Raw genomic sequence first — 14,739 nt, 5'->3', positions numbered from 1 at the left:
AACGGGAGCACGCGGACCAGTGTGGGGCTTGAGCTCTTAATGATAATGCCTTATCATTAGCCACTAATGATAATCGCTTATCATTAGACGCCGCGAGCAAGCACGCATCCATGCCCCGCGCCGGCCATTGTCTTCAATACAAGGAATTGTCTCATGCCTCTCCTCACCTGCAAGCACACCCCGCTCACCCTGGCCCTGATGCTGGCCTTCGGCACGCCCCTGGCGGCCCATGCCCAATCGGCCCAGAGCCGCCTGCAGGCCAAGGATCCGGACAGCGTGCCGACCGTGGTCGTGTCCGCCAGCGCGCTCGGCGTGGTGGGAGACGACATGATCACTCCGGTGAATTCCCTCGGCGGCAGCGAGCTGGTGCGCGCCCGCGAATCGACCCTGGGCGAGACCCTCGCCAACCAGCCGGGCATCACCTCCAGCCACTTCGGCGCCGGCGCCAGCCGCCCGGTGATCCGCGGCATGGACGGCCCACGCGTGAAGATCCTGTCGGACGGCGCGGAAGTGCAGGACGCCTCCACCATCAGCCCCGACCACGCCATTGCGTTTGAACCCGTGCTGGCCGAGCGCATCGAAGTGCTGCGCGGGCCGTCGGCCCTGGCCTACGGCGGCGGCGCGGTGGGCGGCGTGGTGAACATCCTCGACCGCAAGATCCCGACCGCGATGCCGTCCAAGCCCGTCGAGGGCAGCATGGAGCTGCGCGGGAACTCGGCCGCGCACGAGCGCACCGGCGCCTTCGAGGTGACCAGCGGCGCCGGCAACATCGCCGTGCACGCCGAGGGTGTCAAGCGCGACGCCGACCCCTACCGCGTGGGCAGCGACTGGGCGGAAGGGCAGCGCGTCGGCGGCAGCTTCAAGAATACCGAGAGCGGCACCGTCGGCCTGTCCTGGATCGGCGAACGCGGCTTCATCGGCGCCGCCTATACCAAGGAGCGCACCGAGTACGGCATTCCCGGTCACGGCCATGAATTCGAGAGCTGCCATCCGCACGGCGACCACCTGCATTGCGGCGGCCACGACGATCACGAAGGCGAAGAGGGCGAAGAGGGCGAGGACCACGAGCACGAACACGGCGCGGAGGACGTCCCGGTCGTGCGCATGAACAGCGACCGCTGGGACATCCGCGGCGAATACCGCAATCCGGTGGCAGGTATCGACAAGATCCGCCTGCGCGCCTCGCTCACCGATTACCAGCACGACGAGCTGGAAGACGGCGAAGTAGCCACCTCGTTCAAGAACAAGGGCCGCGACCTGCGCGTCGAAGCCGTGCACGCGCCCCTGGGCGGCTGGCGCGGCGTGCTCGGCGCGCAGACGACCAAGCGCGACTTCAGCGCGCTGGGCGATGAAGCCTATGTGCCGTCCAGCGTCACCAAGAAACATGCGGTGTTCGTGACCGAGGAATACAAGCTGGACGCCTGGCGCTTCGAGGCCGCCGCGCGCCACGAATGGCAGGACATCGACGTCGCCGGCGCACTGCGCGACAACGAAGCCAAGGGGACATCGGTCTCGGTCGGCGCGGTGTGGAAGCTGGCGCCGGACTATTCGCTGCGCAGCTCGCTGTCGCGCAGCCACCGCCTGCCCACCGCCGAGGAGCTGTACGCGGACGGCGTGCACCTGGCGACCAGCACCTACGAGCTCGGCAACCAGGACCTGAAGAAGGAAACCTCGAACAACGTCGACCTCACCCTGCGCAAGTTCAGCGGCACCACCACCTTCTCGGTGAGCGCTTTCCGCAACCGCGTCAACGACTACATCTACGCCCACACCCTGGACGACGTCGAGGGCTTCCAGCTGATCGAGTACGGCCAGCGCGACGCCACCTTCACCGGCCTGGAAGGGGAGCTGCGCCACAAGTTCTCGCCGCTGCTGAGCGCGACCGTGTTCGGCGATTATGTGCGCGCCAAATTCGCGGATGGCGCCGGCAACCTGCCGCGCATCCCGGCCCACCGCGTGGGCGTGAAGCTGGACGGCGAGTGGAAGCACTGGCATGGCCTGGTCGAGTTCTACCGCGTCGGCAAGCAGGACAAGGTGGCCGACTTCGAAAGCGCGACGCCGGGCTACAACATGCTCAACCTGGGCACGCACTACACCACCCGCATCGGCGGCATCCCGGCCCAGTTCTATGCCCGCATCAACAACGTGACCGACGAGCTGGCGCTGAGCCACACCTCCTTCATCAAGGAAGTGGCGCCGCTCACCGGCCGCAACCTGACCGCCGGCCTGCGCCTGATCTTCTGATCAGCGCGCGCCATTCGACAACCGGGAGAGGGACATGAAAAGCTTGATCAGGTTCGGCGACTACGCGGGCATGACGGCGTCCGCCCTCTGCCTGGCGCATTGCCTGGCCATGCCGCTGCTGATGGCAGCCTTCCCCATGCTGGGGCTGGCGCACGAGCACGACAGCTTCCACAACAGCCTGCTGGCCGCGATCAGCGTGCCGGTGCTGCTGTCGCTGCTGCCCGGCTACCTGCGCCACCGCGACGGCGTGGTGCTGGCGCTGGGCGCGCTTGGCCTGGGCAGCTTCCTTGCCGCCATCTTCGTTCTGAGCCCAATGTACGGCGAAGCGGCGGAAGCCGCCGGCGCAGTCCTCAGCGGCGTGCTGCTGCTGATCGCCCATATCCGCAACCGGCGCTTCTGCGCCCATTGCACTGCATAAACCCTCGCCTGCTTCTTATTCGAACAGGCGCTGCAGTTCGGCGCCCGGATTCTCGGCGCGCATGAAGGCTTCGCCCACCAGGAAAGCGTGCACCTTCGCGGCGCGCATGCGCGCCACGTCGGCCTGGCCCAGGATGCCCGATTCGGTCACGACCAGGCGGTCCTGCGGAATGCGGTCGAGCAGGCCGAGAGTGGTGTCGAGCGTGACCTCGAAGCTGCGCAGGTTGCGGTTGTTGATGCCCACCAGCGGCGTGCGCAGCTTGAGCGCGGCGTCGAGTTCCTCGCCGTCGTGCACTTCCACCAGCACGTCCATGCCCAGTTCCAGCGCGCAGGCTTCGAGTTCGGCCATCAGGCCGTGGTCGAGGGCCGAGACGATCAGCAGGATGGCGTCGGCGCCCATGGCGCGCGCTTCGTACACCTGGTAGAGGTCGACCATGAAGTCCTTGCGCAGTACCGGCAGCGAACACGCGGCGCGCGCCTGGCGCAGGTAGTCGGGCGCGCCCTGGAAAAACTGCTCGTCCGTCAGCACCGACAGGCAGGCCGCGCCGTGTTCGGCGTAGCTCTGCGCGATCGCGGCCGGCTGGAAGTCCGGGCGCAGTACGCCTTTCGAGGGCGAGGCTTTCTTGACCTCGGCGATCACGCCGGCCCCGCCGGCGCCGATCTTCGCGCGCAGGCTGCGCTCGAAACCGCGCAGGGCGCGGCGCGCTTCGAGGTCGCTTTCGACCTCGCGGCGCAGGCTGAAGAGGTCGCGCTGCTTCTTGGCGGCGGCCACTTCGTCGGCCTTGACGGCCAGGATCTTGTTCAGGATGTCGGACATGAAAAAACCTTTAGTGTTGCTTCGACAGCGCCAGCTTGACGCCGAGCCAGATGAACAGGCCGCCGGTGGCGCGGTTCAGCCACAGGGTGACGGCGGCGGGCGGCTTGAGGCGGGCGCTGGCCTGGGCGGTGAACAGGGCCAGGGCGTGGCACCACAGCATGCCGTTGATGTTGAAGATGCAGCCCAGGACGATGAAGGCGATCGCCTTGCTCGGCGCATCGGCACTGATGAACTGGGGCACGAAGGCCAGGAAGAACAGCGCCACCTTCGGATTCAGCACATTGGTCAGGAAGCCTTGCGCGAAGATCGTGCGGAAGGGCAGGGCGGGCAGGACGGGGGCTGCCGCGGCAGTCTGCTCGGGTTTGCTGCGCAGCAGGCCGATCGCCATGTAGAGGATGTAGGCCGCGCCAAGCAGCTTGACCACGGTGAAGGCGGTCGCCGAAGTGGCGAGCACGGCCGACAGGCCGAGCGCCGCCGCGAGGATGTGCACGAAGGTGCCGGCGCCGATGCCCAGTGCGGCCGCCGAGCCGGCCTTCCAGCCCTGGCTGGCGCTGCGCGTCATGATCAGGAGCGAATCCGGCCCCGGCATGATGTTGAGCATCAGGCCGGCAACGATGAAGACGCCCAGGTCCTGGATGCCGAACATCAGGCCACCCCGGCGAGCTGGCGCGTCACGCTCACGAACTGCTCGAGCTTGGCCAGGGCCGCGCCGGAAGCGATCGCCTGGCGCGCCCTGGCCAGGCCTTCCTCGATGGACGGCGCGACGCCCGCCGCGTACAGCGCGGTGCCGGCGTTCAGGGCCACGATGTCGGTCGCCGGGCCGGGCTCGCCGCGCAGGGCTTCGAGCACGCGCGCCTTCGATTCGATCTTGTCGGCCACCTTCAGGTTGCGGCTGGAGATCATCTGCATGCCGTAGTCTTCCGGATGGATTTCGTATTCGCGGATCTCGCCGTCGACCAGTTCGCCGACCAGGGTGCCGGCGCCGAGCGAGACCTCGTCCATGTTGTCGCGGCCCCAGACCACCATCGCATGCTGGGCGCCGAGGCGCTGCAGCACGCGCACCTGGATGCCGACCAGGTCGGGGTGGAACACGCCCATCAGGATATTGGGGGCGCCGGCCGGGTTGGTCAGCGGGCCCAGGATGTTGAAGATGGTGCGCACGCCCATCTCGCGCCGCACCGGTGCGGCGAATTTCATGGCGGCGTGGTGGTTGGGCGCGAACATGAAGCCGATGCCGGTCTGGGCGATCGACTGGGCGATCTGTTCGGGTTTCAGGTCGATGTGGGCGCCCAGCGCCTCGATCACGTCGGCGCTGCCCGAGGACGAGGACACGCTGCGTCCGCCGTGCTTGGCGATGCGCGCGCCGGCGGCGGCGGCCACGAACATCGAGGCGCTCGAGATGTTGAAGGTATTCGCGCCGTCGCCGCCCGTGCCGACGATGTCGAGCAGGTTGGTGGTGTCGGCCATCGGCACCTTGGTGGAGAATTCGCGCATCACCTGAGCGGCGGCGGTGATCTCGCCGATGGTTTCCTTCTTCACGCGCAGGCCCATGGTCAGGGCTGCGATCATGGTGTGGGACATCTCGCCGGACATGATCTGGCGGAACAGGTGCAGCATCTCGTCGTGGAAGATCTCGCGGTGTTCGATGCAGCGCAGCAGGGCTTCTTGAGGGGTGATCGGCATGGCGGGTCCAGTATGCTAAAAGTGAACGTCTGCTTCTAAGAGGGAGCGTTAGCTTTACCTGTCGTTGCCTCCACTGGAGGCAACGACTCCCCGCGCAGGCGGGGATCCAAGTTTGCATGCGCAGCGACTACGCTTGAGGTAAGTGGTGCGCGACGAACTTGGGTTCCCGCCTTCGCGGGAATGACGGTCTTACGTGTACAGGCAGTGCGGGCGCGCTTCGGCGCAAGCACTTAACGCGTCAGGAAATTCTTGAGCAGCGTATGCCCATGCTCCGACAGGATCGACTCGGGATGGAACTGCACCCCCTCGATGTCGTACTCCTTGTGCCGCACGCCCATGATCTCGCCGTCGTCGGTCCACGCCGTCACTTCCAGGCAGTCCGGCAGCGAGGACCGTTCGATGGCGAGCGAGTGATAGCGGATCACGGTGAAGGGCGTCGGCAGATCCTTGAACACCCCTTCGCCCGTATGCGCGATGAGCGAGGTCTTGCCGTGCATGACCTGCTTGGCGCGGATGACCTTGCCGCCGAAGGCCTCGCCGATCGCCTGGTGTCCCAGGCACACGCCCAGGATCGGCAGCTTGCCCTTGAACTCGCGCAGGATGTCCAGCGACAGGCCGGCATCCTTGGGCGCCTTCGGCCCCGGCGAGATACAGATGCGCTCGGGGCGCATGGCCTCGATCTGCTCGAGCGTGATCTCGTCGTTGCGCACGGTGACCACCTCTTCGCCGAGTTCGCCGAAATACTGGACGATGTTGTAGGTGAAGGAATCGTAGTTGTCGATCATGAGCAGCATGTCAGAACTCCCCATCCAGGCCGTCTTGCACCTGTTCGGCCGCGCGCAGCACGGCGCGCGCCTTGTTCTCGGTTTCCTGCCATTCCATCTCGGGAATGGAGTCGGCCACGATGCCGGCCGCGGCCTGCACGTAGAGGTTGCCGTCCTTGATCACGCCGGTGCGGATCGCGATCGCGACGTCCATCTCGCCCCCGAAAGAAAGGTAGCCGCAGGCGCCGCCATAGATGCCGCGCTTGACCGGCTCCAGCTCGTCGATCACTTCCATGGCGCGCACTTTCGGCGCGCCGGTCAGGGTGCCGGCCGGGAAGGTCGCGCGCAGCACGTCGAGGTTGGACATGCCGTCCTTGAGCACGCCTTCCACGTTCGAGACGATGTGCTGCACGTGCGAGTACTTCTCGATCACCATGCGGTCGGTGACCTTGACGCTGCCGGTCTGCGCGATGCGGCCGATGTCGTTGCGCGCCAGGTCGATCAGCATCACGTGCTCGGCGACTTCCTTCGGGTCGGACAGCAGCTCGTCGGCCAGCTCGGCGTCGCGCTCCGGCGTCGAGCCGCGCGGGCGGGTGCCGGCGATCGGGCGCAGGGTGACTTTCTTGCCGCCCTCCGCCAGGGCTTCGTTGCGCACCAGGATCTCCGGCGAGGCGCCGACGATCTGCATGTCGCCGAAGTTGTAGTAGTACATATAGGGCGAGGGATTCAGCGAACGCAGCGAGCGGTACAGCGACAACGGCGAATCCACGTAGGGCTTGCGGATGCGCTGGCCGATCTGCACCTGCATCAGGTCGCCCGCCATCACGTACTCATGGGCCTTGGCCACCGCCTTCAGGTAGGCTTCCTTGCCGAAGTCGCGCACGGCTTCGGTGCGCACCGAGCTGGAGGTCACCGGCGCGTCCACGCTCCGGCGCAGCATCATGCGCAGGTCCTTCAGGCGCTGGCGCGCCTTGGCGTAGGCTTCCGGCTGGGCAGGATCGGCATAGACGATCAGGTAGAGCTTGCCCGACAGGTTGTCGATCACCGCCAGTTCCTCGGTGAGCATCAGCTGGATGTCGGGCAGGCCGAGTTCATCCGGCGGGCAGCTGTGCGCCAGCTTGCGCTCGATGTGGCGCACGGTGTCGTAGCCGAAGTAGCCGGCCAGGCCGCCGCAGAAGCGCGGCAGGCCGGGGCGCAGCGCGACCTTGAAGCGGCTTTGGTACTGTTCGATGAAGTCGAGCGGGTTGCCGTCGAAGGTCTCGGTCACTTCGCCGTGCTTGACGACCTCGGTCAGGTTGCCGCTGGTGCGCACCAGGGTGTGGGCCGGCAGGCCGATGAAGGAGAAGCGCCCGAAGCGCTCGCCGCCGACGACCGACTCCAGCAGGAAGGTGTTCTTGCCGTTCTTCTGGGACTGGGCCAGCTTGAGGTACAGCGTGAGCGGGGTCTCGAGATCGGCGAAGGCTTCGGCGATGAGCGGAATGCGGTTGTAGCCCTGGTTGGCCAGCGATTTGAATTCGAGTTCGGTCATGTTCTTCTCCAGGCCGCCCGTGAGGGAAGAGGGCGGTGGTGCACTTCAAAAAACCTGCCGGGGTTGAGCGCGAACGCGAGCACCGGCAGCAATCGATACGGCTTAGTTAGCCCAGGATTGCCAGCGTCGCCACAGCCAGGCCTCAAGGGCGCCGGTCTGGTTGACAGTGTGTTTTTTGGTGAAAAACATGGTTAGATAAGTTAGGTGGCAGTGCGGTTGTGTGCACGAATCAAGGCTGCCGCATCTAGCAGCGAACTCACTATACCATCAGAATTAATTTCTTGTACAGGCCGTCCGTGGTTATAACCATATGGCACGGTGAGCACATAACAGCCCGCGGCGCGCGCGCTTTCCGCGTCGTTGGACGAGTCGCCGATCGCCACCACCCTGGATGGCGGCAGGTCGAGCGCGGCGCAGGCGCCCAGCATCGGCATGGGGTCGGGCTTCTTCCTCGCGAACGAGTCGCCGCCGAAGACCCGCTCGAAATAAGGCGCGAGGCCTTTCTGGTCGAGCAGCGGCAGCGTGAAGGCGAGCGGCTTGTTGGTGACGCAGACCAGGCGCAGGCCATCGTCGCGCATCGCCTGCAGGCCTTCGATCACGCCGTCGAACAGGGTGCTGCGGTCGCCGTTGATGGCGAGGTAGTGGCGCTGGTAGGCGGCCATCGCATCAGCATGGATGGCGTCCACGCGCTCCGCATCCCAGTCGAGCAGCAGGGCGTCGCGCACCAGCTTTTCGGAGCCCTTGCCGACCATGGGCTTGATGACGGCCTGGGTGATGGGACCCAGGCCAAGCTCGGCGCGCATGCCGTTCAGGGCCGCTTCGAAGTCGGGCACCGTGTCGAGCATGGTGCCGTCGAGGTCGATGATGGCGGCCCGGATTGCCATTGCGCCGCTACGCATCAGCTGCCCACTTTGGCCAGTTCGACGCGCATGGCGTCGATCACGGCCTTGTAGTCCGGCTTGCCGAAGATGGCCGAGCCGGCCACGAAGGTGTCGGCGCCCGCCGCCGCTGCTTCGGCGATGTTCTCGGCCTTGATGCCGCCGTCGACCTGCAGCATGATGTCGCGGCCCGATTCGTCGATCATGCGGCGCGCCATGGCGATCTTCTTCAGCGCCTGGGGGATGAAGGATTGGCCGCCGAAGCCCGGGTTGACCGACATGATCAGGATCATGTCGATCTTGTCCATGACGTGCTCCAGGTAGTGCAGCGGGGTATGCGGGTTGAACACCAGGCCGGCCTTGCAGCCGTGGTCGCGGATCAGCTGCAGGGTGCGGTCGATGTGTTCCGAGGCTTCCGGGTGGAAGGTAATGATGTTGGCGCCGGCCTTGGCGAAGTCCGGGATGATGCGGTCGACCGGCTTGACCATCAGGTGCACGTCGATCGGCACCTGCACGTGCGGGCGGATCGCCTGGCAGACCAGCGGGCCGATGGTCAGGTTCGGGACGTAGTGGTTGTCCATCACGTCGAAATGGATCATGTCGGCGCCGGCGGCGACGACATTGCGCACTTCCTCGCCCAGGCGGGCGAAATCGGCGGACAGGATGCTGGGAGCGATGCGGTAGGTGGTCATGATGACAATGCGCTAAAGGGAATCCGCTATTTTACGCTGCACCATGGCAAGGTGCAGCGCCCAGGCGACCGGAATCGGCGCCAGGCGGTATGATTGTCGTTTGCGCCACACAGCGCTGCTCGGCGGGCCGCGCCCGCCGGGCAGGCCAACACCCTGCAAGGAAAAACCATGCCTGTCTACGATTTCGCCGTCACCGTCAAAACGCAATACCTGGAAGACCAGTCCAACCCGGACAAGGACCATTTCGTCTTCGCGTATACGATCACGATCAAGAACACGGGCGACATCGCCGCGCAGCTGATCTCACGTCATTGGGTGATCACCGATGCCAACAACAGGATCCAGGAAGTACGGGGACTCGGCGTGGTCGGCCACCAGCCGCTGCTGCAGCCGGGCGAACAGTTCGAATACTCGAGCGGGACCCAGATCGCCACGCCGCAGGGCTCGATGGGCGGCGAATACTTCTGCGTTGCCGAGGACGGCCACCGTTTCGAGGTCGCGATTCCGGAATTCCTGCTGTCGCTGCCGCGCACCCTGCATTGATCAGCGCTCGCTCTTATCGTCGTCGTGGTTTGTATCCTTCCGGCCGGCGAACATCGTCCACCAGACGATAAATACGAGCAGGAACAGCGCCACGCCGGCTTCCACCATCAAGATCCACATATCGGTCCTTATGCTTACGACACGCCGCAGTGTACCCGCTTCGCTCGCTCTCGTCGCCTTCCTGGGCGCCTGTTCGAGCACGCCGCAGCCGCCGGCCCCGCCCCAGCCCTCCACGCCGCCGCCGGGCCAGCCGGACATCCGGATGCCGCCGCCGGTGGGGCCCGTCGGAGTGCCTCCGGCCCAGCCGCCGGTGCAGCCACCCGCGCCACCCGCGCCACCGCCGCCAGCGCCGCCCCTGACCCCGGTCGACTTCGGCGCACTGCCCGGCTGGCAGCAGGACGACCTGCGCCAGGCCTGGCCGGCCTTCCTGCAGTCCTGCCGCGTGCTGGCGTCACGCGCCGGCTGGGGCGCTTCTTGCGCCGCCGCGCGCACGGTCGACGCCCAGGACGACGCCGCCATCCGCGCCTATTTCGAGGCCAACTTCGTGCCGAATATGGTGCGCAACCCGGACGGTACCGACACCGGCATGATTACCGGCTACTACGAGGCCATGCTCTACGGCGCCCGCAAGCGCGGCGGCGACTACCAGACCCCGCTCTACCGCGTGCCGGACGACCTGCTCACGATCGACCTGGGCAGCGTCTATCCCGACCTGAAGGGGCGGCGCCTGCGCGGCCGCCTGCAGGGCAAGACCGTGGTCCCCTACAGCAGCCGCGCCGAGATCGCGCGCGCGCCGCTGGCGGGCAAGGAACTGCTGTGGGTGAGCGATCCGGTCGAGGCCTTCTTCCTGGAAGTGCAGGGCTCGGGCCGCGTCCAGCTGGACAGCGGCGAGACCGTGCGCGTGGCCTACGGCGACCAGAACGGCCACCCCTACAAAGCCATCGGCCGCTGGTTCGTGGAGCAGGGCATCATGACGGCCGAGCAGGTATCGGCGCAGTCGATCCGCGCCTGGCTGGCCGCCAATCCGGAGCGCCGCCAGGAGCTGTTCAACGTCAATCCCAGCTATATCTTCTTCCGCGAAGAGAAAGTGACCGACCCGAACGTCGGCCCGCGCGGCTCGCTCAACGTGCCGCTCACGCCGGGACGCTCGGTCGCCATCGACCGCACCATCCTGCCGCTGGGGGCGCCGATCTGGTTGTCGACCACCTTCCCGAAAGACGGGGCGACCCTGCAGCGCCTGGTAATGGGGCAGGACACGGGCGGCGCCATCCGCGGCGCGGTGCGCGCCGACTTCTTCTACGGCTTCGGGCCGGAGGCGGTGGAGAATGCGGGGCTGATGAAGCAGCCGGGCCAGCTCTGGGTGCTGCTGCCGAAAGCGGCGCCATGATCGGACCGTCGCGTCGGCGGCTTTGCTGCCGACGCGTTCAACCGGTGTCCGCCGGCCCGTCGGCGAGATAGCCGCCGCAGGCGATCGCCGCGTCGGCGGCCAAGCCGCCAACCCTACCGGGTGGCGGCCGGGGCCGAAACGTTGTCGCACCCCGGTTTTTTTGCGCGTGCCAAAACGGTAGGCAATATCTTCGTGATAACATTCTCATGTTGTTTTTACAAGAAGCAAGATCGCGAGGTTGTCCATGCAAAAAGAATTCTCCATTTACCTGGATGCGCTGCGCATTTTTGCTGCCTCGCTGGTCGTCCTGCTCCACACCGACCTGCGCTACCTGACACCGGGCCACCCGCTCAACACGATCGGCCACGAAGCCGTCGTGATCTTCTTCGTGCTGTCCGGCTTCGTGATCTCTTATATCACCAGCACGCGCGAACGTACCCCCATCGATTACTGGTCCAGCCGCATCGCGCGCTTCTACCCGCTGGTCATCCCCGCCATCCTGCTCACCCCGGTGCTGGACATGGTCGGGCAGCAGTACGGTCCCCAGTTCTACGCCGACGGCAAGACCACCGAAGGCGCGGCGCTGCTGCGCATGGGGATCAGCCTGTTCTTCATGAACCAGTCCTGGAACCAGTCGGTCATGCTGTTCTCGAACATCCCGTTCTGGTCGCTCTGCTACGAGATGTGGTACTACGTCCTGTTCGCGATCGCCTTCTTCTGCAGCGGACGCCGCCGCGTGCTCCTGCTGCTCGCCGCCTGCCTGCTGATCGGCCCCAAGATCCTGCTGCTGTTCCCGGTCTGGATGCTGGGTGTCTGGATTCATCGCGACAAGCGCCTCGAGCGGCTCGGCGAGCCGGTGTACTGGCTCCTGTTCATCGGCTCGGTGCTGGCCTTCATCTGGTTCTGCGACGCGCGCATGACCCAGGTCGGGAAGGGCATCAGCAAAGAGATGCTCGGTCCGAAGTACTTCGAATTGATCGCCCACTCGCGCTATTTCGTCACCGACTACCTGCTGGGGCTGATCGTCGCCGCCAACTTCATCGGTTTCCGCGGCATCGGTCATCGTTTCGCCCTGCCGCTCGGGATCCTCGAGAAGCCGATCCGCTGGGCGGCCAGCTTCACCTTCCCGCTTTACCTGCTGCACCAGCCGCTGGTGCAGTTCTACGGCGCGCTCATCAACGGCGACCCGACCGGCTACCTGTTCTTCTTCGAAGTGCTGGGCGCCACCGTCCTGACCGTGGTGGCGATCGGCACCCTGGCCGAACGCACCCGCTACCGGACGCGCAACTGGATCCGGGCGCGCCTGGAAGCACTGGCCGCCGCGTGGCAGGGCTTCCGCTCGCGCGGCGCCCCGGCCAGTCCTGCCTAAGTACTCGCCAATAAATAAATGTGTTTTTGGCTGCCTTAACCGGCGCGCTGCTGCGTTGGCTCATGCTTGCAGTGCTCGCACTGCGGCGCACTCGCCGCCTTGCATCGCCCCGGTTCTGTTTGCCAAAACTCACATTTATTTTTCGCCGAGTACTTAGGAGCCTGCTTTCGCGCAGGCTCCTAGTCCCTGACCTGGCGCAGGGTGGTGTAACTCACCATCCACGCCGTCAGCGCGATCGCGCCCGCCGCGATGCATCCCAGCGCCGTGCGCACGCTGTACAGGTCGGCCATGGCCCCGGCGGCGAGCGCGCCCAGCGGGGCGGTCGCCACCGTGAGGAAGCGCATGGTCGACACCATCCGCCCGAGGAATGCGTCCGGCGTCACGCGCTGGCGCAGGGCGATGTAGGGAATAAAGAACAGCATCGCGCCGGCGTCGAACAGGAACACCAGTCCGCCGTAGGCGGCGGCCGTCAGCACCGGAATGCCCAGCCAGTCGCGCGGCAGCAGCGGCAGCAGGGCGAAGGTGACCGCGGTCAGCGCGGCGCCCAGCACGATCACGCCACCGGTGCCGAAACGCGTCGTCAGCGGCTTGATGACCACGGTCGCCACCAGGATGCCGACCCCGCCCAGCATTTGCGCCACGCCCAGCACGCCCGGCGGCATGCCCAGCACGCGGGTCGCATACAAGACCTGGAGCGCGGTATAGCCATAAAAGAGCAGGTGCCAGACGCCGGAGGCCCAGGCCAGCTGGCGCAGCAGGTCGTGGCGCCAGACGAAACGCAATCCATCGATCATGTCGTGCAGCGGATGCCCGGCGGGCGCCGCCGGTTGCGGCTCCTTTGCACGGATGCGGCGCAGGTTCGCCACCGAGAAGAGGAAGGTGGCGGCTTCGCAGGCGATCGCCACCGGCGCGGTGAGCAGCTGGACCAGGATGCCCGCAATGCCGGGGCCGGCCAGCTTGGCGGCCGATTCGGTCGCGGTCAGGCGGGTCTGGGCATCGATCAGGCGCTCGCGGCCGACCAGGAAGGTGGTGAAGATCTGTTCCGCGCTCCCGCCCACTACCAGGCCCATGCCCATCACGAAACCGACCACGTATAGCCAGTAGATAGTCAGCCAGCCCAGCCACCAGGCGCAGGGTACCGAGGCAAGCACCAGCCCTTGCGTGAATTGCGTCAGGCGCAGGATGGGCAGGCGGCGGCAGCGTTCCAGCAGTACGCCCACCGGCAGGCCGAAGATGGCGAAGGGCAGGGACTGCAGGGCGGCGAGCACACCCATCTGGGCCGGTGTGGCGTGCAGCAGCAGCACCGCGCACAGGGGCAGGGCCAGCGCGGTGACCTGGCCGCCGAACTGGTTGAGCGTGCAGCTTAGCCAGAAGCAGCGGAAATCGGCATCCTTCAATAAGGGATCGTGACGCAGCTGGCTCAGGCTGGGAAATCCCATGTGGATCTCTGTTGATTTGGCAAGCCGGACATCATAGCAGTCGCGCTACAATCGCGAATTACGTGTCATTTCTACAAAGGGGTGTTTTATGCAATACGCAGACCTGCTGATCGAGCAGCACGGGAAAGTCGCCGTCATCCGCCTGAACCGTCCGAAAGCGATGAACGCGCTGAACGACAACATGATGAACGAACTGGGCGACGCCCTGCACAAGTTCGACGCCGATCCGGCGGTGAATGTCATTGTGCTGACCGGCAGCGAAAAGGTCTTTGCCGCCGGCGCCGACATCGCGGCAATGGCGAACTATACCTATGCGGTCGACACCTACCCGGGCAACTACATCGGCCGCAACTGGGAGCACATCCTCAATATCCGCAAGCCGGTGATCGGCGTCGTGTCGGGTTACTGCCTGGGCGGCGGCTGCGAGCTGGCGATGATGTGCGATTTCCTGATCGCCGCGGACAGCGCCAAGTTCGGCCAGCCGGAAATCAAGGTGGGCGTCACCCCGGGCGCCGGCGGCACCCAGCGTCTGCCGCGCGCCATCGGCAAGGCCAAGGCCATGGATCTGCTGCTGACCACCCGCATGATCGACGCGGCCGAAGCCGAGCGCACCGGCCTGGTGTCGCGTGTCTATCCGGCGGAAAGCGTGATGGAGGAAGCGCTCAAGGTTGCCCAGGGCATCGCCGACATGCCGGTATCGGTCGCCATGCAGATCAAGGACTGCGTGAACCAGGCCTACCAGATGCCGTTGACCGAAGCGGTGCGCTACGAGCGCCGCTACTTCCACGCCGGTTTCGGCACCCCGGCGCAGAAAGAGGGCATGTCCGCCTTCCTCGAGAAGCGCCAGCCGAACTTCGAAGGGCTGTAAGGGTCTATATGTAATGGGGCGTGAGCCCCGCCTCTTGGGCGCCGGTCACGTCGCCCAAGAGGCGAAAACGCAACAGTTGAAATGCCTCTTGCGCAAGCCTCTGCCGGTTT

The 14,739-nt window shown here is 65.9% G+C and carries 14 protein-coding genes; 6 read left to right on the top strand and 8 right to left on the bottom strand.

The genetic code is table 11. The features are described from left to right. The first annotated feature begins 153 nt into the window (after positions 1–153). Both V7778_RS18800 and V7778_RS18795 read left to right on the top strand, forming a co-directional pair. Positions 154–2,244: a TonB-dependent receptor domain-containing protein gene (locus V7778_RS18800; protein ID WP_335558047.1), complete on the top strand. Its 2,091-nt coding sequence runs from the start codon at positions 154–156 to the stop codon at positions 2,242–2,244. Positions 2,245–2,278: 34 nt separating this feature from the next. Further along, positions 2,279–2,662: a MerC domain-containing protein gene (locus V7778_RS18795; protein WP_335558046.1), complete on the top strand. Its 384-nt coding sequence runs from the start codon at positions 2,279–2,281 to the stop codon at positions 2,660–2,662. A 15-nt stretch (positions 2,663–2,677) separates the two neighbouring features. On the opposite strand, the gene trpC is transcribed toward V7778_RS18795, so the two are convergent. The 7 genes from trpC to rpe form a co-directional block, all read right to left on the bottom strand. Next, positions 2,678–3,478, bottom strand: coding sequence for an indole-3-glycerol phosphate synthase TrpC (gene trpC, locus V7778_RS18790; RefSeq protein WP_335558044.1), 801 nt, complete (start codon positions 3,476–3,478; stop codon positions 2,678–2,680). 10 nt (positions 3,479–3,488) lie between these two features. Then, positions 3,489–4,124, bottom strand: coding sequence for a LysE family translocator (locus tag V7778_RS18785; RefSeq protein WP_335558043.1), 636 nt, complete (start codon positions 4,122–4,124; stop codon positions 3,489–3,491). Further along, complete coding sequence (gene trpD / locus V7778_RS18780) at positions 4,124–5,161, bottom strand: anthranilate phosphoribosyltransferase (RefSeq protein WP_335558041.1); 1,038 nt, start codon at positions 5,159–5,161, stop codon at positions 4,124–4,126. The genes V7778_RS18785 and trpD overlap by 1 nt, the downstream gene beginning before the upstream one ends. Before the next feature lie 230 nt (positions 5,162–5,391). Further along, on the bottom strand, positions 5,392–5,955 hold the full coding sequence (locus V7778_RS18775; RefSeq protein ID WP_335558039.1) for an anthranilate synthase component II: 564 nt from the start codon (positions 5,953–5,955) through the stop codon (positions 5,392–5,394). 1 nt (position 5,956) lies between these two features. Further along, a complete protein-coding gene (gene trpE, locus V7778_RS18770; protein WP_335558037.1) occupies positions 5,957–7,453 on the bottom strand; it encodes an anthranilate synthase component I in 1,497 nt (498 codons plus the stop codon). A gap of 200 nt (positions 7,454–7,653) precedes the next feature. After that, a complete protein-coding gene (gph, locus tag V7778_RS18765; RefSeq protein WP_335558034.1) occupies positions 7,654–8,352 on the bottom strand; it encodes a phosphoglycolate phosphatase in 699 nt (232 codons plus the stop codon). Then, complete coding sequence (gene rpe, locus V7778_RS18760) at positions 8,352–9,023, bottom strand: ribulose-phosphate 3-epimerase (protein WP_335558033.1); 672 nt, start codon at positions 9,021–9,023, stop codon at positions 8,352–8,354. The genes gph and rpe overlap by 1 nt, the downstream gene beginning before the upstream one ends. A 168-nt stretch (positions 9,024–9,191) precedes the next feature. Here rpe and apaG point away from each other — a divergent pair, with 168 nt between their 5' ends. The 3 genes from apaG to V7778_RS18745 all read left to right on the top strand — a co-directional run bounded on the left by apaG (position 9,192) and on the right by V7778_RS18745 (position 12,322). Then, on the top strand, positions 9,192–9,566 hold the full coding sequence (gene apaG / locus V7778_RS18755) for a Co2+/Mg2+ efflux protein ApaG (protein WP_335558032.1): 375 nt from the start codon (positions 9,192–9,194) through the stop codon (positions 9,564–9,566). A 130-nt stretch (positions 9,567–9,696) separates the two neighbouring features. Continuing rightward, on the top strand, positions 9,697–10,953 hold the full coding sequence (mltA, locus tag V7778_RS18750) for a murein transglycosylase A (protein ID WP_335558030.1): 1,257 nt from the start codon (positions 9,697–9,699) through the stop codon (positions 10,951–10,953). Between the two features lie 244 nt (positions 10,954–11,197). Then, positions 11,198–12,322, top strand: coding sequence for an acyltransferase family protein (locus V7778_RS18745; protein WP_335558028.1), 1,125 nt, complete (start codon positions 11,198–11,200; stop codon positions 12,320–12,322). Between the two features lie 179 nt (positions 12,323–12,501). Here V7778_RS18745 and V7778_RS18740 read toward each other — a convergent pair whose 3' ends face one another. Next, positions 12,502–13,761, bottom strand: coding sequence for an MFS transporter (locus tag V7778_RS18740; protein WP_335558026.1), 1,260 nt, complete (start codon positions 13,759–13,761; stop codon positions 12,502–12,504). A gap of 88 nt (positions 13,762–13,849) precedes the next feature. Between V7778_RS18740 and V7778_RS18735 the strand changes: the two genes are divergently transcribed. Continuing rightward, positions 13,850–14,629 (top strand): enoyl-CoA hydratase, encoded by a 780-nt coding sequence (locus V7778_RS18735; RefSeq protein WP_335558024.1) that lies wholly within the window; start codon positions 13,850–13,852, stop codon positions 14,627–14,629. Positions 14,630–14,739 lie beyond the last annotated feature (110 nt).

The sequence above is a fragment of the Massilia sp. DD77 genome (assembly GCF_036961685.1).
Lineage (GTDB): Bacteria > Pseudomonadota > Gammaproteobacteria > Burkholderiales > Burkholderiaceae_D > Telluria.
Note: the sequence above shows the minus strand (reverse complement) of the source record. Positions and strands in the feature narration are given on the sequence as shown.